The organism is Pseudarthrobacter defluvii, assembly GCF_030816725.1.
Classification (GTDB): Bacteria; Actinomycetota; Actinomycetes; order Actinomycetales; family Micrococcaceae; genus Arthrobacter; species Arthrobacter defluvii_A.
In genome coordinates this window covers 2,600,814-2,622,096 of the sequence record NZ_JAUSYG010000001.1, presented here as the reverse complement: position 1 = coordinate 2,622,096, position 21,283 = coordinate 2,600,814, and the positions used below count along the sequence as shown (strand labels likewise).

Annotated in this window: 18 protein-coding genes and 1 pseudogene; 10 read left to right on the top strand and 9 right to left on the bottom strand. The window is 65.7% G+C overall.

The annotated features are described in order from the left end of the window. Nucleotides 1-74: 74 nt before the first annotated feature. Both QF031_RS12320 and QF031_RS12315 read right to left on the bottom strand, forming a co-directional pair. A complete protein-coding gene (locus QF031_RS12320) occupies nucleotides 75-1,115 on the bottom strand; it encodes an AAA family ATPase (RefSeq protein ID WP_307428336.1) in 1,041 nt (346 codons plus the stop codon). Nucleotides 1,116-1,215: 100 nt separating this feature from the next. Then, nucleotides 1,216-3,024: an AMP-dependent synthetase/ligase gene (locus tag QF031_RS12315; RefSeq protein ID WP_307428333.1), complete on the bottom strand. Its 1,809-nt coding sequence runs from the start codon at nucleotides 3,022-3,024 to the stop codon at nucleotides 1,216-1,218. A 171-nt stretch (nucleotides 3,025-3,195) separates the two neighbouring features. Between QF031_RS12315 and QF031_RS12310 the strand changes: the two genes are divergently transcribed. After that, nucleotides 3,196-4,284 (top strand): ROK family glucokinase, encoded by a 1,089-nt coding sequence (locus QF031_RS12310; RefSeq protein WP_307428331.1) that lies wholly within the window; start codon nucleotides 3,196-3,198, stop codon nucleotides 4,282-4,284. Between the two features lie 41 nt (nucleotides 4,285-4,325). Here QF031_RS12310 and QF031_RS12305 read toward each other — a convergent pair whose 3' ends face one another. The 3 genes from QF031_RS12305 to QF031_RS12295 are packed head-to-tail and all read right to left on the bottom strand — an operon-like array spanning nucleotide 4,326 to nucleotide 6,470. Further along, on the bottom strand, nucleotides 4,326-4,892 hold the full coding sequence (locus QF031_RS12305; RefSeq protein WP_307428328.1) for a hypothetical protein: 567 nt from the start codon (nucleotides 4,890-4,892) through the stop codon (nucleotides 4,326-4,328). Beyond that, on the bottom strand, nucleotides 4,879-5,685 hold the full coding sequence (locus tag QF031_RS12300; protein WP_307428325.1) for an alpha/beta hydrolase: 807 nt from the start codon (nucleotides 5,683-5,685) through the stop codon (nucleotides 4,879-4,881). The genes QF031_RS12305 and QF031_RS12300 overlap by 14 nt, the downstream gene beginning before the upstream one ends. After that, nucleotides 5,682-6,470, bottom strand: a complete 789-nt coding sequence (locus QF031_RS12295; protein ID WP_307428322.1) for an alpha/beta hydrolase — start codon at nucleotides 6,468-6,470, stop codon at nucleotides 5,682-5,684. Before QF031_RS12295 ends, QF031_RS12300 begins: the two co-directional genes overlap by 4 nt. Before the next feature lie 111 nt (nucleotides 6,471-6,581). Between QF031_RS12295 and QF031_RS12290 the strand changes: the two genes are divergently transcribed. Together QF031_RS12290 and QF031_RS12285 are read left to right on the top strand one after the other, a co-directional pair. After that, nucleotides 6,582-7,406: a lysophospholipid acyltransferase family protein gene (locus QF031_RS12290; RefSeq protein ID WP_307428320.1), complete on the top strand. Its 825-nt coding sequence runs from the start codon at nucleotides 6,582-6,584 to the stop codon at nucleotides 7,404-7,406. Between the two features lie 99 nt (nucleotides 7,407-7,505). After that, a complete protein-coding gene (locus QF031_RS12285; RefSeq protein WP_307428317.1) occupies nucleotides 7,506-8,897 on the top strand; it encodes a class II 3-deoxy-7-phosphoheptulonate synthase in 1,392 nt (463 codons plus the stop codon). Nucleotides 8,898-8,946: 49 nt separating this feature from the next. On the opposite strand, the gene pknB is transcribed toward QF031_RS12285, so the two are convergent. Both pknB and QF031_RS12275 read right to left on the bottom strand, forming a co-directional pair. Continuing rightward, the gene (pknB, locus tag QF031_RS12280; protein ID WP_307428314.1) at nucleotides 8,947-11,043 is read right to left on the bottom strand and encodes a Stk1 family PASTA domain-containing Ser/Thr kinase; all 2,097 of its coding nucleotides are present in this window, start codon (nucleotides 11,041-11,043) and stop codon (nucleotides 8,947-8,949) included. A 101-nt stretch (nucleotides 11,044-11,144) separates the two neighbouring features. Then, on the bottom strand, nucleotides 11,145-12,521 hold the full coding sequence (locus QF031_RS12275; protein ID WP_307428310.1) for a lytic transglycosylase domain-containing protein: 1,377 nt from the start codon (nucleotides 12,519-12,521) through the stop codon (nucleotides 11,145-11,147). A 249-nt stretch (nucleotides 12,522-12,770) separates the two neighbouring features. Here QF031_RS12275 and QF031_RS12270 point away from each other — a divergent pair, with 249 nt between their 5' ends. Continuing rightward, nucleotides 12,771-13,124, top strand: a complete 354-nt coding sequence (locus QF031_RS12270) for an Rv2175c family DNA-binding protein (RefSeq protein WP_307428307.1) — start codon at nucleotides 12,771-12,773, stop codon at nucleotides 13,122-13,124. A 9-nt stretch (nucleotides 13,125-13,133) separates the two neighbouring features. On the opposite strand, the gene QF031_RS12265 is transcribed toward QF031_RS12270, so the two are convergent. Together QF031_RS12265 and QF031_RS12260 are read right to left on the bottom strand one after the other, a co-directional pair. Further along, the gene (locus QF031_RS12265) at nucleotides 13,134-14,228 is read right to left on the bottom strand and encodes a polyprenyl synthetase family protein (protein WP_307428304.1); all 1,095 of its coding nucleotides are present in this window, start codon (nucleotides 14,226-14,228) and stop codon (nucleotides 13,134-13,136) included. Then, nucleotides 14,225-14,749: a hypothetical protein gene (locus QF031_RS12260; RefSeq protein WP_307428301.1), complete on the bottom strand. Its 525-nt coding sequence runs from the start codon at nucleotides 14,747-14,749 to the stop codon at nucleotides 14,225-14,227. Before QF031_RS12260 ends, QF031_RS12265 begins: the two co-directional genes overlap by 4 nt. 122 nt (nucleotides 14,750-14,871) lie before the next feature. Here QF031_RS12260 and dinB point away from each other — a divergent pair, with 122 nt between their 5' ends. The 6 genes and pseudogenes from dinB to QF031_RS12230 all read left to right on the top strand — a co-directional run bounded on the left by dinB (nucleotide 14,872) and on the right by QF031_RS12230 (nucleotide 21,247). Beyond that, a complete protein-coding gene (gene dinB / locus QF031_RS12255) occupies nucleotides 14,872-16,104 on the top strand; it encodes a DNA polymerase IV (RefSeq protein ID WP_307433321.1) in 1,233 nt (410 codons plus the stop codon). Between the two features lie 252 nt (nucleotides 16,105-16,356). After that, on the top strand, nucleotides 16,357-16,728 hold the full coding sequence (locus tag QF031_RS12250) for a DUF3040 domain-containing protein (RefSeq protein ID WP_307428298.1): 372 nt from the start codon (nucleotides 16,357-16,359) through the stop codon (nucleotides 16,726-16,728). Between the two features lie 352 nt (nucleotides 16,729-17,080). Beyond that, nucleotides 17,081-17,509: a division/cell wall cluster transcriptional repressor MraZ gene (mraZ, locus tag QF031_RS12245; RefSeq protein WP_018763545.1), complete on the top strand. Its 429-nt coding sequence runs from the start codon at nucleotides 17,081-17,083 to the stop codon at nucleotides 17,507-17,509. Between the two features lie 165 nt (nucleotides 17,510-17,674). Then, complete coding sequence (gene rsmH / locus QF031_RS12240; RefSeq protein ID WP_307428296.1) at nucleotides 17,675-18,667, top strand: 16S rRNA (cytosine(1402)-N(4))-methyltransferase RsmH; 993 nt, start codon at nucleotides 17,675-17,677, stop codon at nucleotides 18,665-18,667. Beyond that, the gene (locus QF031_RS12235) at nucleotides 18,664-19,395 is read left to right on the top strand and encodes a hypothetical protein (protein ID WP_307428293.1); all 732 of its coding nucleotides are present in this window, start codon (nucleotides 18,664-18,666) and stop codon (nucleotides 19,393-19,395) included. Before rsmH ends, QF031_RS12235 begins: the two co-directional genes overlap by 4 nt. 48 nt (nucleotides 19,396-19,443) lie before the next feature. After that, nucleotides 19,444-21,247 (top strand): annotated as a pseudogene (locus QF031_RS12230) (peptidoglycan D,D-transpeptidase FtsI family protein). Nucleotides 21,248-21,283 lie beyond the last annotated feature (36 nt).

Below are 21,283 nucleotides of genomic sequence, written 5' to 3'. Positions count from 1 at the left end.
ACGGCAATATCGTCCACGCGTGCTGGACTGTTCCCCGTAAGTTGGACTGAAATTCTCCAACTTACGGGGAGCAGTCAGACCAGCCAGCGCCACCATCGTGGCTGCTCCGGTTCCGGCGGCTCTGTCGGTTCCGGCTCCGGCTCCTCGCCCAAAGCCAGCGCGGCCTCGACGATGTCCTCCGTGGTGAGCGTCATGACGGCCTCGCGGTCGAGCGCGTCCAGGCTTTGTTCCTCGTCCCGCGACAGCCGCAGCGCCTGCCGGTTGAGCGCCTGTTCAAAAAGTGTTCGGGCGAACCGTGCGTTGCCGGAGTCCTCGCCCGCGTGGAGCCCGGTGAGGATGCGGCGCAGCATCTGGTCCGCACCCGGCTCCAGCGTGTACTCGTGCTGGGCCAGCATTTGGTGGAAGATCGTCTGGAGTGCCTCGACTGAGTAGTCGGGGAAAGTGATCTCGCGGGCGAACCGGGAACGCAGCCCGGGGTTTGAGAGCAAGAAGGCCTCCATCAGCCGCGGGTACCCGGCCACGATCACCACCAGGCGGTGGCGGTGGTCCTCCATCCGCTTGAGCAGGACCTCGATCGCCTCGGGGCCGAAGTCCATCCGGCCGTCCTCCGGGGCCAGCGCATAGGCCTCATCGATGAACAGGACGCCGTCCAGGGCACGCCTGATGACCCGGTCCGTCTTGATGGCAGTCTGCCCGACGTACTGCCCCACCAGGCCCGAACGGTCAACCTCCACCAGGTGGCCTTTCTGCAGCAGGCCGACCGCGCGGTACATCTCGGCCAGGAGCCGCGCCACGGTGGTCTTGCCCGTGCCCGGGTTTCCGAGGAAGACCAGGTGCTGTGATGTGGCAACCTCCGGAAGGCCGTGCGCCTTACGGCGGGCCTGGACCTGGAGCAGCGCGACGAGGGCGCGCACCTGTTCCTTCACGGTCTCCAGTCCGACCAGCGCATCGAGTTCGGCCTGCACCTCGGACAGCGGCCGGGCCGGACCGGGCCTGGTGCCGATGAGATCGCCCACCAGGTCGTCAACGCGCTCCGAATTGGGCAGCTTGAGTTGATCGGCCAGATGGCCGATGGTTTCGCGCAGGTCGTCGAGCGGACGGCGGCTGGGAGCCATGCATCCACTGTAGTACCCGGCTCCAAACCGCAGTGGCGATGTCAGTGAAACAACGAAAGGGACCTCCCGTGGCGGGCGGTCCCTTTCGCTGTCATGGGCCTCAGGAGCGCGGTGCTGAGTACATTTCCTCGATGACTGTTTCGAAGTCCTTCATCACCTGCGCCCGCTTCACCTTCATGGAGGGGGTGAGGTGGCCGGAGGCTTCGGTAAAGTCGGCCGGCACGATGCGGAAGGACTTGATGGCCTCGGCCTGGGAAACGGAGGTGTTTGCCGCGGTGATGAGATCCTGCACTGCTGCCTTCACCACCGGATTGGCGGCGGCCTGCTCCAGCGTGGTGTCCGCGGGCAGCCCGTGGCGCTGGAGCCAGCCCGGAAGGGCTTCCTGGTCAAGGGTTACCAGGGCCCCGATGAAGGGCCGGTTGTCGCCCACAACCAGCACCTGTGACACCAGGGCATCAGCCCGGATCTGGTCTTCGAGCAGGGCGGGGATGACGTTCTTGCCGCCTGCGGTGACGATGATTTCCTTCTTGCGGCCGGTGATCCAGACGAAACCCTCGTCATCCAGCCGGCCGATGTCCCCGGTGTGGAACCAGCCGTCCGTGAAGGCTTCCCCGGTAAGGTCGTCCCGCTTGTAGTAGCCCTGCATGACGCAGACGCCCTTGGCCAGGATCTCGCCGTCGTCGGCAATCTTGACGGCGTTGCCGGGCAACGGTTTGCCCACCGAGCCGATCTTGATCCGCGACGGGGTGTTCACGGTGATGGGTGCGGTGGTCTCGGTGAGGCCGTATCCCTCCAGCACCTGCAGGCCGATGCCCTGGAAGAAGTGCCCCAGCCGCTCGCCCAGGGGGCCGCCGCCGGACACTGCGTGTGCCACATGTCCGCCCATCGCCGCACGCAGCTTGCCGTAGACCAGCTTGTCGAACAGTGCGTGCCGCAACTTCAGGCCCAGCCCCACCCGTCCGTCCTGCCGGGCCTTCGAGTAGGCAATGGCGGTTTCGGCAGCCCGGTGGAAGATGGCACCCTTGCCGCCGTCCTCGGCCTTGGTCAGCGCGGAGTTGTAAACCTTCTCGAAGACCCGGGGCACCGCCAGGATGAATGTCGGTTCGTAGCTTTGAAGGTCGGCAAGGAGATTCTTGATGTCGGGGGTGTGGGCCACGGTGGTTCCTGCGGCCATGGCCAGGACCGAGATGAAGCGGGCGAACACGTGGGCCAGCGGCAGGAACATGATGGTCTTGGCGTTCTCGTGGACAATCTCGCCGATGATGGCCAGGGCGTTGTCCGAGAGCTCCACGAAGTTGCCGTGCGTGAGTTCGCAGCCCTTGGGGCGTCCTGTGGTTCCGGAGGTATAGATAATGGTGGCCACATCGCGGAGGCCGGCGGCGCTGCGGCGGGACTCCAGTTCTTCGTCGCTGACACCGCGGCCCGCCTCGCGGAGGGTGTCCAGGCCCTGGCCCTCGAGCTGCCACACGTGCTGGACCGCGGTGAGCCCCTCGGCGGTAACGGCTTGGCGGATGACGTTCTCATGGTGGGCGGACTCGCCGAAAGCGGCCACGGCGCCCAAGTCCCCCAGGTTCCAGGCAACCTGGGAGGGGGAGGAGGTCTCATAAATCGGCACTGACACGGCGCCGGCAAACCAGATGGAGAAGTCAACGAGGGACCATTCGTAACGGGTGCGGGACATGATGCCAACGCGGTCCCCGGCGCCCACTCCGCTGGCGATCAGGCCCTTGGCCAGCGCCGTGACGTCAGCGAGGAACTCGGTGGCGGGCACGTCGCGCCAGGCACCTGCCGCGTCCAGGCGGGAAAACAGTGCCGGGTTGCCCGGCTTGGCCGCCTGCCGCAACACCAGGTCGGTGATGTTGGTTTCCGGTGGGACAACAACCAGGGGCGGAACACTGAATTCGCGCACTATAGCTCCTTTGATATCTGAAGTCCCGCGCAGGGGGTTGCCTAAAGACTAGTACCCCCGGCGGAACCGTGCAGTACATAAACCTACTGGCGAGTAACTTAGTCGTCAATGGACGCCGCGTGCGGGGTTATATGTCAAGACAATCCTGCCGCCCGCCTAGAATGGTGGACTATGTACGGACCGTTGCCCGGCGATCAGGCCGGCCCCCTGAAAAGACCAGCCCCCTGGCGCCGCCGTCCCGCTTCCTACCGGGCCGGGCAGCTCCATGGCGGTACGGGCGGACACCTTCGCCTGGGCCGCAAGGGACTGGCTATCGGGATAGATATCGGCGGTACCAAGGTGGCCGCGGGAGTGGTGGACGCTGAAGGAAGGATCCTCAGCGAGGCCCGCCGCTCCACCCCCGGAACGGATCCACGCGCAGTGGAACAGGTCATCGTGGAACTGGTGGAGGAACTCAGCCGGGGCCACCGCATCTGGTCGGTGGGCATCGGTGCCGCCGGGTGGATGGACCTGGCCGGCGGAACCGTTCTTTTCAGCCCGCACCTGGCCTGGCGCAACGAGCCGCTGCGTGAAAACCTCCAGCGGCTCCTTCGCCGCCCGGTGCTCCTGACCAACGACGCCGATGCAGCAGCGTGGGCTGAGTGGCGCTTCGGCGCGGGCCAGGGGGAGGACCGGCTGGTGTGCATCACCCTTGGGACCGGCATCGGCGGCGCCATGGTGATGGACGGCAGGGTGGAGCGCGGCCGGTTCGGCGTGGCAGGGGAGTTCGGCCACCAGATCATCATGCCGGGCGGGCACCGGTGTGAATGCGGCAACCGCGGATGCTGGGAACAGTACGCGTCGGGCAACGCCCTGGGCCGTGAAGCAAGGCTCCTGGCCCGGTCCAATTCCCCGGTGGCCCAAGACCTGCTGGCAGCCGTGGGCGGACATCCGGAAGCCATCACGGGAGCCATCGTGACCGACCTGGCACTGGCCGGCGACCGGGCCTCGCGCGAACTGATCGAGGAAGTCGGGGAGTGGCTGGGGCTTGGGCTGGCCAACCTGGCAGCGGCCCTGGACCCGGGCCTCTTCGTGATCGGCGGCGGCCTGTGCTCAGCGGGTGACCTGCTGGTTGAGCCGGCCCGCAAGGCCTTCGCCCGGAACCTGACGGGCCGGGGGTTCCGCCCCGCTGCGGGAATCGAGCTCGCGGCACTGGGCCCCAACGCGGGCCTCATCGGTGCGGCGGACCTTTCGCGCGTCAGCAGCCGCGTCCGCAGTTAACGACCAGGGCAGTTAACGACGACGGCGGGCCGCCGGGTGTGTTACACTCTGGCGCCGTCGTCGTCCCCGTTCTTTTCCTGCGGCAGCTTCATGATCAGGTACACCGTCCCCAGGACGAACGCGGCAACGATGCCCACGATGGCAAGCAGGGGCGCCGAGCGCCAGAACATGGCCGACAAGAGCAGCGCCACCGGGCCCCCCACGGCCCCGAGCCAGGCCAGCATGGTCAGCGGCTCCGTGCCGGCCAGGCTGGGTGGCTCCTCCGGCACGAACTCTTCGTCGCCGTCGTCCACCTCATAATCCCTGGGGCCCTCCGTGGACCCTGCCGCACCGTGGCTGTCCTGCCCTCCCGCCTCCGCCTGGCGTTGCGCCGCCGACGGTTCGGCAGGCGGCCGTCCCGCCAGGCCCAAGGGATCGAAGTCGCCGAAGGAGGCCCGCGTCGGTGTTTCCGGAGCCGCTTCCGCCCCCGCGGCCGGTCGTTGTTCCGTGCCGGGGGAATCGGGGCGTGTCGCCACCGTGTCTGATTCCAGCCGGGCCACCAGGTCCAGCCATACGGCGTCGTCCTGGTTGGCGCCCTGGTCGGGCTGTTCCGAGTCAGGCCTGTTCACGGTGGACCTCCTGTCCTGAACCCGCAGGGCTGGCCGGCGTTTCCTGCAGCACCCGCCGGATAAAGTCCACCGACCCCTCGAAGATCCGGTCGGCGTCGTTGTCCAGCGTGGCGACGTGGTAGCTGTTTTCGAGCCGGACCACTTCCAGGGGAGCATGCTCCAGCCCGCGCCGAAGGACGTCCATGCTGGAGTCGGACACCACGTGGTCCACGGCGGAACGGTAAACCTGGACGGGCGCTGTGACCCGGGGAAGCAGCCGGACCGTGTCCTTGAACATCTTGTTAAGTTCATGGGCAGCGGCCACGGGGGTGCGGGCGTAGGCGCCTTCGTCCACACCCGCCTTGAGGATGTCGTTGCCGATGGACGGGGTGCTCTTCAGCACCAGCTTGAGAATTCCGGCCAGCGGTGCCCGCGGATCGTCAATCACCAGCCCGGGGTTCACCAGCAGCACTCCGGCCACCGGGCGGGTGGCGGCAACGCGCAGGGCCAGTGCACCGCCCATGCTCAGGCCGGCTGCGAAGACCTGGTCGCACTCGGCGTCCAGTTCCAGGAAGGCATCATCCAGGGCGCCGTGCCATTGCTGCCAGCGGGTGCGTGCCAGGTCCTGCCAGGTGGTCCCGTGCCCGGGCAGCAGCGGCATCCGGACGGCGAAGCCGGCCGCGGCGAAGGCCGTGGCCCAGGCGCGCAGGCCATGCGGGCTGCCCGTAAACCCGTGGGACAGCACTACTCCCGTGCGGGGTCCTTCGCCGCTGAAGGCGCTGCTGAACGGGCTGTGGTCCGGACCGGAGGTCATGGCGTCTCCAAGGAAGTGGTGCGGCGGGCGTGTGCGGCGAAAAATTCGCCCGACCTGGCGAAGATCGCAGGCGCGTCAACGTCCAGAGTAGCCACATGTCCGCTGCTGGCAAGGTCCATCACTTCCGCCAGGTTCGCGCCCAGTCCTTTCCGCAGCAGCGCCATTGATGTGGGCGGGACCACGCCATCGGTGCGTGACTTGAAGACCTGGACCGGGGCATCCACCCTGGGCAGGCCGCGTACGGCGGCGGCGAACAGCTTCTTAAGCTCGTGCACGGCAGACAGTGGAGTCAGCGAGTAGTCGCCGTCATCCGTTGCAGGGGCGTTGGTCTGGTCCTCCTGGAGGGGGACGGTGGTGCGCTGGACGTACTTAAGGAGGCCGATGATCCGCACCCGCCAGTCGTAGAAGCTCAGACCCGGGTTGACCACGCTGACCCCCGCCACTGGATAACGGGCTGCCGCGAGCAGTGCGATGGCACCGCCCATCGACAGGCCCGCGGTGAAACACGCGTCCGTCCGGCCGGCAAGGTCGAGGAAGGCCTTTTCGTAGCTGCGGTACCAGTCCTTCCAGCCGGTCAACGCAAGCTGGCGCCAGTCCGTCCCGTGGCCCGGGAGCAGGGGGACGGTCACTGCGTACCCCAGGTCCGCCAGGTGCTGCGCCCACGGCATGATGCTCAGCGGGCTGCCCGTAAACCCGTGGCACAGGGCGACGCCGATGCGGGCGTTGGGGCCGTGGCCTGGATAGCTGAAAGCGGCCGGACGGGGCGGAAGGCTGCTTTCAGTCATGACTCCATCGTGTCACTGTTCCACCCAAATCTCACTAGAGTAGGGTTGCATTGAATCGCTGGCCAGGCCCGACGCGGGGACTGGAAGCCGCCTTCCGGAGAGGTTCGCCACGTGTTCTATTGGGTCATGAAAAGGATCTTCCTCGGTCCGGTGATCAAGCTGCTTTTCCGGCCCTGGGTCAAAGGCCTGGACAACATCCCGGCGCAGGGAGCTGCCATCATCGCTTCCAACCACCTGTCTTTTTCCGATTCCATTTTTATGCCGCTCATGGTGCACCGGCCCGTGGTCTTCCTGGCAAAGTCGGAATACTTTACGGGCACGGGCATCAAGGGCAGGCTGACGGCCGCGTTCTTCCGCCTCACCAACCAATTGCCCATGGACAGGTCCGGAGGCGCGGCCTCCGCGGCGTCGTTGAATGCAGGAATGGAAGTACTCAACGCAGGCGGCCTGCTGGGCATCTACCCGGAGGGTACGCGGAGCCCCGACGGGCGGTTGTACCGCGGCAAGGTGGGTGTGGCCAGGCTGGCGCTGCAGGCCGGGGTCCCGGTGATTCCCGTTGCCATGATCGGCACCGACAAAGTCCAGCCCATCGGCAAACGGCTGCCCAACATCCGCAGGATCGGCATGATCTTCGGTGAACCCCTTGACTTCAGCCAGTACCCGGAGCAGGCAGAGGACCGGGCGGTCCAGCGCAAGGTCGCCGATGAGATCATGTCCAGCCTGCTGCGGCTTTCCGGGCAAGAGTACGTGGACGAATACGCGGCCGTGGTGAAGCTTCGGCTCGTCGGCAAGCCCGGGGAACCACGGGCCGCAGCGGAGCCCCTGGCGGCCCCGGTGGCTGACGGGGGCGGATTTGTACAGGACGGCATGCCCGGCAGTCCGACCGCCGGGCATGATGGCGCAGAGGACGACGCCGGCACCACAGCCGCCGGATAACCGAACCTTCGAAGAGGACGCACCCCAGTTGTGACGGGGAGACGCGGCAGCGTGACGGCCCGGTGCCCTCCGGTGCCGCCCTGCCGTTAGTCTTAGAGGGTGACTGAGCTATCTGCAAAACCCGCCTTTTCGCTGTCCAGTACCGCCCAGAGCGGAGCGGCCAACTATCCCGGACTCGACAACTGGCGGGACCTTCCCATTTCCCAGCAGCCCAGCTGGCAGGACCGGGATGTTTTTGAAGCTTCCGTAAAGGAATTGTCCGTCCTTCCGCCGCTGGTATTCGCAGGCGAAGTGGATGTGCTCCGCGAGCGGCTTGCTGCTGCAGCCCAGGGCAAGGCGTTCCTGCTGCAGGGCGGCGACTGCGCAGAAACCTTCGAGGCTGCCACCGCGGACAAGATCAGTGCCCGCGTCAAAACCATCCTCCAGATGGCAGTGGTCCTCACCTACGGCGCGGCCATGCCCGTCATCAAAATGGGCCGGATGGCAGGCCAGTTCGCCAAGCCGCGCTCCTCCAACGACGAAACCCGCGACGGCGTTACCTTGCCCGCCTACCGCGGCGACATCGTCAACGGCTACGAGTTCACCCCCGAGTCACGGGGCCACGACGCCGCCCGCATGCTCCGCGCGTACCACACGTCCGCCTCCACCCTGAACCTCATCAGGGCCTTTACCCAAGGCGGCTTCGCGGACCTTCGCTCCGTGCACCAGTGGAACAAGGGCTTCACCGAGAACCCGGCGCACGCCCGCTACGAGTCGCTGGCCCGGGACATCGACCGTGCCATCAAGTTCATGGACTCCTGCGGCGCCGACTTCGAAGCCCTCAAGCGCGTCGAGTTCTTCGCAAGCCACGAGGCCCTGCTGCTGGATTACGAACGTGCCCTGACCCGCATCGACTCCCGCACCGGTTTCCCCTACGACACCTCCGCGCACTTCCTGTGGATCGGGGAGCGGACCCGCGAACTTGACCACGCGCACGTCGACTTCCTCTCGCGGGTGCGCAACCCCATCGGGGTCAAGCTCGGCCCGTCCACCACCGGCGACGACGCCCTGCGCCTGATCGACAAGCTGGACCCGGACCGCGAGCCCGGCCGCCTGACTTTCATCACCCGCATGGGCGCCGGAAACATCCGCGGGAAGCTGCCCGCCGTCGTCGAAAAGGTCACTGCCTCCGGCGCACAGGTCCTGTGGGTTACCGACCCCATGCACGGCAACACCGTCACCTCGCCCAACGGCTACAAGACGCGCAATTTCGACGACGTCATTGACGAAGTGCGGGGCTTCTTCGAGGTGCACCACGGCCTGGGCACGGTACCCGGCGGCCTGCACGTTGAAATGACCGGCGACGACGTTGCCGAATGCCTGGGCGGCGCGGACCCGATTGACCAGGAAGCGTTCCTGGACCGCTACGAGTCAGTCTGCGATCCGAGGCTGAACCACATGCAGTCGCTCGAAATGGCCTTCCTGGTGGCCGGCGCCCTCGCCAGGCACTAGGGACAAAGCCATACGGCTCAGGTGGGCCGGCAGCGCCGGCCCACCTTGCCTACACCACGGTGATGGTGACGACCGAGCCCTCCGGGACTTCCCGGTCCACCGGTGACTGGTCCCGCACGGTTCCGAAGAAACCGCCCAGGATGTTGTTTACCCGGACCTGGAAGCCCAGCGCCTCCAGCGCCTTGCGTGCCTCGGTGGCCTGCTTGCCGATGTAGCTGGGGACATTCACCATCTTGGGGCCCTTGGAGATGGTCAACGTGACCGTGCCGCCCCGGGTCAGTGTCCCGTTGGCAGGGGACTGGCGGACGACGTCGCCCGCCGGGACGTCCCGGTCGAACACCTCGTCCGGGGCCACTTCGGCAGTAAGCCCGGCTGCCTCGACTGCCGCCACGGCGTCATCCTCGGACTTCCCGATGACTGAGGGAACGGCGATGGGCTGTGGACCCTTGGAAACAACAATCGCCACGGGGGTGCCGTGGCGGGCGGGGGTGCCGGCTGCCGGGTCCTGCGACAGGACGATGCCCGCCGCCGCATCCTCGTCAAACTTTTCGGTCACCGTTCCCATCGCCATCTCCGCCGCGTTCAGCGAGCCCTTCGCTTCCTCCAGCGTGCCACCGCTCAGTGTGGGCAGGGGGAACAGCTGCGGACCCTTCGAGACCAGCAGTGAGACGGGCTGGAACTTCCGGATCTGGGTCCCCGCGGCGGGCTCACTGCCCACCACCAGCCCGGTGGGAACCTCGTCGTCGAACACGTCGCTCGTTGTTGAGCGGAAACCAACTCCGCTGAGCACCTGCTGGGCCTGGGCTACCGTCTTGTTGGCCACCGCCGGTACCGCGGCTGCCGCACCGGGACCCATGCCGAAGAACCATCCGGCGCCCGTGGCCAGGAGCGCGGCGACGATCAGGACCAGGATCCAGAGGACGCCGCGGCGGCGTGGATTTCCCTCCCGGAGCGTACGCACCGGCGTTGCGGCGGCCAGGGCCCTCAGCTTCTCGTCTTCCTTGTCGGCGCGCCGCTGGGCCCGCTTCCCCAGCCGGGGCGGCGGGGGAGACCAGCCGCCGTCGGAATCGTCGTCGTCGGGCAGCGCCAGACCCGGCCGCTGATAGTGGGCCACCTGGGCGGCTGGAACCTGTCCTGCGTCCGACCGGTCCTGCGCCCGCACCGAGTGCCCGGGCGGGTAGGCGGGCGCGGCGGGCCGCGAAGGGGGCAGCAAGGTGGTGGGATTGCTGGCGCGCCCCAGGACCTCGGTCTGGTGCTGGGAGGCGGAAGCCACTGCTGCAGGGGGCTGCAGGTCAAGCTCCGCATCCGTGAGGTGGGTCCGGATATGCCGCAGCTCCTGGAGCAGCGCATTGCCGTCCACCGGCCGGTTTTCGGGATCATTGGCAGTACACCACTGCACCAGTTCATCGACCTCGCCGGCCAGCCCGGGTACCTGGTCCGACGGCGGACCCACAGCGCCGTTGACATGCTGGTAGGCCACCTGGATGGGCACCTCACCCTCGAACGGCTGCCGGCCAGTCAGCATTTCATACAGCATGATCCCCACGGAGTAGACATCGCTGCGAGCGTCCGCGGGTTTGCCCAGAACCAGTTCCGGCGAGATGTAGGCCACTGTTCCGATCAACGCACCGGTGCTCGTTGAGCTGGTGACGGCGCGTGCCAGGCCGAAGTCGCCGATCTTGATCCTGCCGTCATCGGCGATCAGGACATTTTCTGGCTTCACGTCACGGTGGATGAAACCGGCTGCGTGCGCTGCGCCCAGCCCCTCCACCACCGGATCGATCAGTGCCAGGGCGAGCCTGGGCGGGAGGGCGCCCCTGTCCCGGATGACATCCCTGAGCGTATGGCCCTTGATGTACTCCATGACGAGGTAGGCCGTGTTGCCGTCGTGGCCCTGGTCGAGGACCCCCACCACGTGGGGGTGGGACAGCCGGGCAGCGGCTTTGGCTTCCCGCCCCAGCCTGTCCAAAAAGTTCTCGTCGGCAGCGAGGTGGGGGTGCAGCACTTTCAGTGCCACTTCGCGGTCCAGCCTCTGGTCCACTGCGAGATAGACGGTGGACATTCCGCCACGGGCAAGCCTGGAGGTGACGGCGTAGCGGTTGTCCACCAGCGTCCCTGCAACTGGGTCTGACACGTGTTCCTGCACCTTACGATCCTAATCCCGCAGCAAAACGCGGCCGAAACGAAAACGGGTCCGAACCGGTAACGGTTCGGACCCGTGCCACTGAAATGGTCAGGGGCAGGAGCTCAGCGGAAGCTCTTCTGGTGTGCCCTGATCGCGGCAACATATGCCTTGGTGTCGTCGTACAGGCCGTACTTGCTCACCGAGTACTGGCCCTGGTAGTAACCGGCGATTGCTGTGTCCTGGTCCTTGCTGGTGGCCAGCAGCTGCCGGATGATGGCCACGCCGGCCGCTGCATTGTCGTACGGATCCAGCAGGTTCAGTTTCCGTCCCACGAGGTCTGATGCCCACTGGCCGGAGCTGGGAATGACCTGCATGGTGCCGATCGCGTTGGCGGGTGACACGGCCCGCTGGTTGAAGCTGGACTCCTGGAAGGCAAAAGCAAGGGCCAGGGAGGTGTCCACTCCCATGCGGCGGGCCGTATCGGCAACGATGTTCTTCATTTCCTCCCGTGAGGGAACGGGAGAAGCATTCAGCAGGGCCTTGTTCTCATTCGCCGAACTGACCACGGCGGCCGGGTAGCTGAATCCCAGGAAGGAACTGGGCACCAGGGGAGCGGCGGACGGCTGCGCTGCCGCGGGCTGCGGGGCCGGCTGGCCGGAGCCGCCAGGGATGACCAGTTTGCTGCCCGGGTAAATAATGGAGGCCATGCCCAGCTTGTTCGCGGAGAGCAGGTCGGACAACTTCACCCCGTGCCGGGATGCGATCGCCGAGAGTGTATCGCCGGGCTTGATGGTGTAGGAGCCTGCCGCCGGAGCCGAGGTGTTTGCCAGCGCGGGTGCAGGTGCCGGTGCCGCGGGGGCCGCCGGGGCGGGCGCGGAGCCGCCGCCCACCTTGATTTTCTGTCCCGGATAGATGATGGAACGCATGGAGAGGTTGTTCCAGTTGAAGAGATCAGAGAGGGCCACGTTGTGCCTCGCGGCGATGGCGCCCAACGTATCGCCGGACTTTACCGTGTAGGTTGCCCCGCCGGCAGGTGCCGGCGCCGGAGCGGCGGCGGGTGCGGGTGCGGGTGCCGCCGGCGCGGCCGAGCCGGAAAGCTTGAGCTTCTGGCCGGGGTAGATGATGGTGTTGGCCTGCAGGTTGTTCAACTTGAGGATTTCCCCGGTGTCCAGGCCGAAACGGCCCGCGATGGCGCTGACCGTATCGCCACGGACGATCGTGTACTCCGCAGGCGCCGCCGGCTGTGCAGGTTGGAAGGCTGCCGGAATGGTGGTTGAGACGACTGCAGCGGGGATAACTGCCCCCGCCGTCTTTGCGGCCGCCTGGGCCTTCATGGCTGCTGCGAGGCTGCTGGGGATGCTCCGCACCGGCTGCTGCGCTGCGGCCGGCTGGGCAAGGGCCAGGGATGACAGGACGACCGCTGGCAGTGCCGCAGTAGTGGCGGCAATCATTGGCAGACTCGGTTTGGGGGGCTGCTTGGGCGAGCGGGACATCGTCATCGGAAGGAATCCTCTTCTCAACTGCGGGTGCGGACGCGGGCGGGGATGCCGCTGTCAATCTTGATACTACTGTGACTTAAGTTATCAGTGTTACAACTGTGATGAATGTGAATCTCTCACGAATTTCGCGTTAGCACAAGAAATTCATGAACTCCCGCAATGCCTTCTTTTCGGGAGTGTCCGCAGGCCAGGGGCGGAACGGGTTGGCTCGACTAGGCGTCGGGCTGGGCTGCGTGGCAACCTTGATCCGTGAGTAATGTAGAAAACCTGGTGGGCGAGTGGTTGCCACTGCCCGATGTCGCCCGTTTATTAGATGTCTCCATCACCAAGGTCCACAGCCTGATTGACGAAAAGTCCCTGGCGGCACTGCGGGTCGGGGAACGCAACATCCGGTCCGTTCCCGCCGAATTCATCCAGGACGGCCAGGTGGTGGACAGCCTCAAGGGGACCATTGTGGTCCTGGCAGATGCCGGCTACTCGGATGAGGACCTGATCGTCTGGCTGTTTACGGCCGATGAGTCACTGCGTGGGCGCCCCATTGACGCGTTGCGGGAAGGCCGCAAAACCGAAATCAGGCGCAGGGCCCAAACCCTGGCCTGGTAGGTCCCGGCTTCAGGAGGCTCGGCTGACGGTTGCTTCAGTCAGCTTCCGCAGCGCAGTCTTGGCCAGATCATCCAAGGGGAGCCCGTCAAGGGCATCGAATGCCGCGGCACCGAATTCACCAATGAGGACTTCGGTGGCCTGCAATGCTCCCGAATCCTCGATGATGCGCCGGATCTCCACGATGTCAGCTTCGGACAGATCGGGGCTGCCCAGGCGCGCGTCAATGAACGCGGACTCTTCAGGGGAAGCCTGGTCCAGGGCCAGCGCCACCAAAACAGTGCGCTTTCCTTCACGCAGATCGTCCCCTGCCGGCTTGCCGGTGGTCAGCGGATCGCCAAACACGCCCAGGACGTCGTCGCGGAGCTGGAAGGCTTCACCAAGCGGAAGGGCGAATGCCGAGTAGCCGCGAAGCAATTCATTCGACGCTCCAGCCAGGGCTCCGCCGAGCGCCAGGGGGTGCTCCGTGGAGTACTTGGCGCTCTTGAACCGGATGATGGAGTGCGCCCTGCTGACCGCTCCCGCCCGGTCCCGGACAGGACCGGCCACTTCTTCCAGGATGTCCAGATACTGTCCGGCCATGACCTCTGCGCGCATGAGGTTGAAGATCAGCCGTGCCCTGCTTCCCGCCGCCGCCCGTTCACCGATGTCGGTGAAGGCCTCCTCGCTGAAGGACAGGCAGAGGTCGCCGGCAAGGATGGCTGCGGCCTGGCCGAACCGCTCGCTGTCCAGTGCCCAGCCCTGGGACGTGTGCAGCTGGCTGAAGCGGCGGTGGACACTGGGACCGCCCCGCCGGGTGTCGGAGCGGTCGATGATGTCGTCATGGATCAGGGCAGCAGCTTGGAACAGCTCCAGCGCGGCCCCCGCCGTGACAACCTGGCCGGCCCCGGCTTCCCCGCCGGCGCCCCGCCAGCCCCAGTAGCACATCAGGGCACGGAGGCGCTTCCCGCCGGTGACCAGGTTGGAGATTGAACCCATAATCGGTTCAATGTCCGGGGAAATGCCGGACATCACGGACTGCCGTGCGGCCAGGAAGCCGGTAAGCTCGCCGGCTACCCCTGCCACGAAGTCGGCTTGTTCATTCCGTAGCTGCTCTGCCGCTGTCACTTGGCTGACTCAGCTGCCACGTTGGCACCGATGGTGAAGGTGGAAACACCTGCGGCCTCCACCACCGAAAGGTTCACAGTTTCGTTGTCACCGCGGACGAAATCCTTTGAAGCCACCCCGCCTACCTTGTCACCGGGCACGGCCTTGAAGCCCTGGCCTTCCAGCGCCTTCGTATAAAAGTCCACGACGGAGGCGGTGGGGGCGGTTACAGTCCCGACCAGGGCGGCTGTGGCGGGGGCAGAGGCTTTGTCGAAGCTGCTGGACACCACTGACGCCCCCGTCATGAGGGGGAGGAGCTGTTGCGGAAAGCCCGCCACGACCGCGCCGACAGTGGCGGAGGTATGGGGCGACGCCGAAGGGCTGGGGGAGGCCGTGAGGCTGGACTGGGTGGCAGCAACGGACGCGGACTGGGATGGCTCTGCCTGCCCGGACGGGGTCTGGCTGCAGGCGGCCAGGGCCAGAACCGCTGCCGCGGCAAGCGCGGCCAAGCCGGCGGGCCTGAAGTTTCCAATAGCCGTCACAGAGACTTTCCTCCTGGTGTTGTTGGCGAACCAGCCTCCAGTGTAGCCAGCCTCCATAACGCTCCTGACAAACGGTGCTGCGCCTGCAAGCCGATAGGATTGCAGGCGTGGGGCCCGCAGGTATGAACCAGCCATCGGCCGCGCGGTCCCAGGGCCGCCGGCGCACGTGCATCATGCACGTGGATATGGATGCCTTCTTTGTTTCGGTGGAGCTCAGGACACGTCCCGAACTTCGCGGCAAACCTGTGATCGTGGGCTTCCCAGGGGAGCGGTCCGTTGTGCTCTCCGGCTCCTACGAAGCCCGCGCGTTTGGCGTCAAGTCCGCCATGCCCATGGCAGTGGCAATGCGGATGTGCCCGCAAGCCGTTGTCATTGAACCCCGGCACAAGCTCTACTACGAGGTGTCCGGGCAGTTGATGGCCATCTTCGAATCCATCACCGGCCTCGTGGAGCCCCTCAGTGTGGATGAGGCCTTCCTGGACGTCACCGGTGCGCTCCGGCGGCTGGGTCCCCCTCGGGGAATCGGCGAGCTGATCCGCCGTCGGGTGGCAGCCGAACTGGGCATCACCGCCTCCGTGGGAATCGCGGAAACCAAGTTCGTGGCCAAGATTGCCTCCACCCGGTGCAAGCCGGACGGGCTGTTGCTGATCGGACCGGATGAAACCGTTCCTTACTTGCACAGCCTCCCGGTGGGGGCCCTCTGGGGTGTGGGCGCCAAGACCGGGGAGGTTTTGGCAAAGATGGGAATCAGGACGGTAGCGGACGTTGCGGCAACACCCTTGTCCTCATTGAAGAAGGTCCTTGGGGCCACCGGGGAGCATGTGCACCAGCTTGCCTGGGGAATAGATCCCCGGCCGGTCACACCGGTGCGGCTGGAGAAGAGCATTGGGGCAGAAGAGACCTTTGCCACCGATACCGGCGACGAAGCCCTCCTCCGCCGCGAACTGCTGCGGCTCTCACACCGCACCGCAGCCCGGTTGCGCAGTGCCGGAATGGTGGCCAGGACGGTGGCGCTGAAGCTGCGCTTCGCCGACTTTTCCACCGTCGCCCGCAGCAGGACGGTGCAGACCCCGGTGGACAGCGCCCAGCTGATCTACGCCGTGGCGCTCCAGCTCCTGGAGTCCCTCGGGACAAGGTCCATGGCGGTACGGCTCGTGGGCGTCAGGGCGGAGCAGCTCGAGGAGGCGGCGCGCACCTCCCTGCAGCTGAGCTTCGACCGTCGGGACGAAAACTGGAGGGCGGCGGAACAGGCCCTGGACCAGGTGACCCGCAGGTTCGGCAGCAAGTCCGTCCTGCCCGCCCGGTTGATGGAGCCGGAGAACCGGTCCGGAGACGGCGCACAGCGACCCGCCTGAAGCGTCCGCCGAAGTCATTGCCGTCTTTCAGATCGGCCCTCAACAATCTATCCTTAGAGGTACATAGTTTCGAGTGAATGGACTTACTGCCGGACCCCTCTTGGACATGCTCCCGCTCCGCGAACGCATGCTGAAACCCCGTTTTTGCCACGGCCGGCGAAAACGGGAACTTCCCAGCAATGGAAGGCGTTCTACGGAGTAGAAGTAGTGGCTGGGATCAGCCCGGACGTTGGCCTACAAAAGGAGGTCGTGATGCCGCTGTCGGAGCACGAACAGAAGCTGCTTGAGCAGCTTGAGAAGCAGCTTCACGAGGACGACCCGAAGTTCGCGAACTCGATGGGTTCGGACCCCGGGCGTTCATGGTCTACGAGGCATGTAGTTATTGGGGTCCTCTGCGCGCTTGCCGGTGTCTTCCTGTTGCTGGTCGGTGTCACCCTCCAAAACATCTTCGTCGGAGTCCTGGGCTTCGTTGTCATGGGTGCCGGAGTGTATTTCGCCACCATGAAAAGTTCCCGCGGGGGCGCCGGGGCCAAGGCCGGGGGAACGAAGCCAGGCAAGCAACGGAGTTCGTTCATGAGCAGCCTGGAAGAGCGCTGGGACGAGCGCCGCCGGGGAGAGCCCTAGGAGGTTTGGCGCGTGGTCATTTAGGCCCCTCCATTCCGCTCCCCCTTGATAGGGGAATTGCACGAAAAGACCCGCTGCGGCGGGTCTTTTCGCATTTAAGGAACATTTTCGAGGGCGTAGACCGGTCGAGGGGGGCTGATCAAATGCGCCAGCGCTGGCGATGCCAAAAGTCCTCCACTTTCCACCACTGCCGTAAATCCGCGCCATTTCACGCCTCTTTTCCCATAATCGCAGCGCCGCGCGGCCCTTTCTGCGTTGACTGTGGTGGAAAGTGGAGTAATGTGGAGGACATAAGAGGGTGGTTGCAACATAGGGGATGTGCAGTTCCTGACAGCGGACAGGCGGTGGGCCAGTGTTTCTGGGCACTCACTCGCCACGTCTGGATGAAAAGGGGCGGATCATTCTCCCCGCTAAGTTCCGCGAGGAACTTGCCAGCGGCTTGGTGCTCACAAGGGGCCAGGAACGTTGCATCTACGTCTTCAGTGAGAAGGAATTTGCACGGGTCCACGAGCAGATGCGGGAGGCGCCAATCTCCTCCAAGCAGGCACGTGACTACATCCGCGTATTTCTCTCTGGAGCCTCTGACGAGGTACCTGACAAGCAGGGGCGCGTGACCATTCCACCGGCGCTCCGGGAGTATGCAGGACTCGGAAGGGAACTTGCCGTTATCGGCGCCGGTACCCGCGCCGAGATCTGGGACGCCCAGGCTTGGAATGAATACCTTGCGGAGAAGGAGACGGCCTTTTCCGAAACTGACGATCCCATTCCCGGCATTCTCTGAGTGCCGGAGCGGGGCTGCGTGGTTTCTTGGATGAGATCTCCAGCCGGCCCATCGGCTGCCAACCTGGCTCACCTTCCCCGGAGCCAGGCGGGCGGAACGGTAGGCGCGGATGGGGATCTGGTCCCAGAAGCATCAGGTGACAACGACGGCGGGAAAGGACCAGGCGTGACCGATCAACCCAAACCCACGTCCGAACGCCATGTGCCGGTCCTCCGCGACCGGTGCATTAATTTGTTGGCACCGGGATTCGAAGCGGCCAGACTGCGCGGCGAGACCCCCGTCGCGGTAGATGCGACGCTGGGGATGGGCGGGCACTCGGAAGCCATGCTCCAGAGGTTTCCCGACCTCCACCTCATCGGCATTGACCGTGACGAGGAAGCGCTGGCCCTCGCGGGGGAGCGGCTGGCTCCTTTCGCCGCCCGGACCGACCTGGTCCATGCGGTCTATGACGAGATCCAGGACGTCCTGGCAGACCTCGGCGTGGCCGAAGTACACGGCATCCTGATGGACCTGGGTGTCTCCTCCCTCCAGCTGGACGAACGTGAGCGCGGCTTCGCCTACTCTTTCGATGCCCCGCTGGATATGCGGATGGACACCAGCAAGGGCCAAACGGCAGCCGATGTGGTCAATACCTACAGCGAAGCGGACCTGGTCCGGATTATCCGCAAGTGGGGCGAGGAGAAGTTTGCCGGACGGATCGCCAACAGGATCGTCACAGCGCGTGCCGTCAAGGAATTCGCCACCACGGGCGAACTCGTCGAGCAGATCCGTTCCGTAGTGCCTGCCTCCGCCGCGAAATCCGGCGGACATCCTGCCAAACGTACTTTCCAGGCCCTGCGCATCGAGGTCAACGAAGAACTTGATGTCCTGGAACGGGCCGTGCCCGCCGCCGTGGACTCCCTGGCTCTCGGCGGCCGCATCGTGGTCATGTCCTACCACTCCCTGGAGGACAAGATCGTGAAGGGAGTTCTCCAGGCCCGCTCAAAATCTTCCGCTCCGCTTGGCTTCCCCGTCGAGCTGGAAGAGCACAAGCCGGAACTCAAGACCCTGACCAAAGGCACTGAGGTGCCCACCGCCGCCGAAATCGCCGAAAATCCGCGCGCTGCCTCCGCCAGGCTCCGCGCAGCAGAACGAATCAGAGCCAGGAGAGCTGCATGAGCACCGCCGCCGTCAAGAACTTTCCCGTTGTTTCCGGCACATCGGCGGCCGATGCCAGGCCTGCCGCCGAGCCGGGCGGGGGACGGAAGGGGCGTACCCCGCTCTCCGTGGTCCGCACGGCGCCGAAAAAGCGCCGGGCCCCCTTCGTCGTGCTGTGCTTCGCCATGCTCGCCGTGGCTTTGGTTGCGGTGCTGGTCCTGAACATCTCGGTGTCCACCGCCCAGTACCAGCTGGTGGAGCTGCGGGCCAAGCAGAGCTCATTGACCAAGGCAAACCAGGACCTCACCCAGCAGGTGCAGAGCTACGAAGCCCCGCAAAACCTGGCGGCTAAGGCATCGGAGCTTGGCATGGTGGCATCCACCGTAAAAGGCCAGATCGATCTGTCCACCCTGTCAGTCACAGGAAAAGCAACCCCCGCGGTTAAGGGTGCAGCCGGCGGAGCCGTGATCCCGGCACCGGCAGTTGCCGGCCAGCTCATTGTCCCGCCGGCTTCAAGCGGAACAGCTTCCAAGGGCACAGACCCCAATGCCGCAGCCGCGGATAAGGCAACGACGCCGGACGCCGGCAAGGCCGCTGAGGCTGCTCCTTCCGCCAACCCGGCACAGTCCGGAGCGGCCCGCGGGGCTGCCCAGGCGGCAGCAGCCGCCCAGGCCGCCGCGGCGGTCCCGGCACGCGAGCTTCACGGCGGTTCCGTGCCGGCACCCCAGCAGAAGGTCCCCGGACAGTAGCCCAGGGGGCAGGACAGGCAACAGCGTCGAGCAGCAAGGAATATTACGGTGGCGGAGAAGACCGGCAAGGCAGGACAAAGCAAGGTACCCAACGCCACGAAGCGCTTGCGGCTGGGCCTGGGTGTCATGCTCACACTCCTGCTGGTGGTGGGCGGAAAGCTCTTCCTGGTCCAAGGTCTCGACGTCGGCGGCATGGCCGAAGCAGCATTGAACAGCCGGATGACCTCTGCGATCCTGCCCGCTGAGCGCGGCAGCATCCTGGACTCCCGCGGCACTGTCCTCGCCAACAGCGTGATCCGCTACAACATCGTGGTGGACCAAAGGGTCAATACTAAAACGGACTCCTACAAGCGCCTCGAGCAGACAGACGGCCACGAGAAGCTGGTGGACGTCAGCCGCGACCAGGCAATCTCCGAGCTTGCCGCCGCCCTCGGCATGGACACGAATGCCGTTCGTGATGCCGTCACGGGCCAGCAGCCGTACTACATCGTGGCCAAGGACGTAAAGCCTGACGTGGAGGACCGTATCTCCAAGCTCCAGGTGCCCGGCATCGTGGCCGAGGGCGTCAGCAAGCGTGTTTACCCGAACGGCGCTGTGGCCGGGGGAGTGGTCGGTTTCCTCCAGGACGGCACCACGGGCCTGGCCGGCATCGAGCAGACCCAGGACGACCAGCTCAAGGGCAAGGACGGCAAGCGCCTGTTTGGAGATTGGCGCCGACGGATTGCGCATCCCCGTGGGCCTTGACGAGCTGACCCCGCCGCAGAACGGCAAGGACGTCAAGCTCACGCTCAACTCTGATCTTCAGTACTTTGCCCAGCAGGCCATCCAGAGCCAGGCGGACAAACTCAGCGCCGAGTGGGGCGTCATCATTGTGATGGACGCCAAGACCGGCAACCTTATTGCCCTGGCCGACACCAACTCCCCGGACCCCAACAACCCCGGACTGGTGGCAGCCAAGGACAGGGGCGTTCGGTCCGTGACAGCAGCGTACGAGCCCGGTTCCGTGGAGAAGATGATGACGGCTGCAGCCGTGATAGAAGAAGGACTTGCCAAACCGCTGGACACCTTCACCATCCCGCCCACCTACACCGTCGACGGCCAGACGTTCAGCGACGCGTTCACCCACGGCACCGAGGAACGGACCCTGGCGGGCATCATCGGCTATTCAATGAACACCGGAACAGTCATGGCGGGCCAACGGCTCAGCAAGGAACAGCGGTACGACTGGCTGAAGAAGTTCGGCATCGGCGAGGCCCCGGACATCGGACTTCCCGCGACCGCCGCCGGTATCCTGTCGCCCCCGGACCAGTGGGACGGGCGCCAGCAGTACACGGTGCTGTTCGGGCAGGGCGTTTCCCAGTCAACGCTCCAGACAGTGCGCGCCTACCAAAGCATCGCCAACAACGGCGTCATGCTGCAGCCACGGCTGATCGACTCCTACATTTCCCCCGACGGCACCGAGGAGAAAGTGCCCGCCCAGCCGTCGCGGCAGATCGTCTCCGACAGCACGGCCCAGCAGGTCCAGGACATCCTGGAAAGCGCCGTCACCGAGGGCGAAATCAAGGACGCCGGCATCGACGGCTACCGGGTGGGGGCGAAGACCGGCACCTCGGAATCACCCTGCGACGACGGCAAGTCCGGCTACTGCGGCTATACCGCCTCCATCGTGGGAATGGCGCCAATGGATGATCCGCGGTTTATTGTGGAGGTGGTGCTCCAGCGGCCGAAGGGCAGCATCTACGGCATCACCAACGGTCCGGTGTTCCGGTCCGTCATGAGCCAGGCGCTGCGGACCTACAACGTCCAGCCTTCAACCGGCCAGCCGGCCAGGATGCCCCAGTACGCCAAGTAGCCGCTGCGCCACGCGGCCGGGAGTACCAGCAGCATC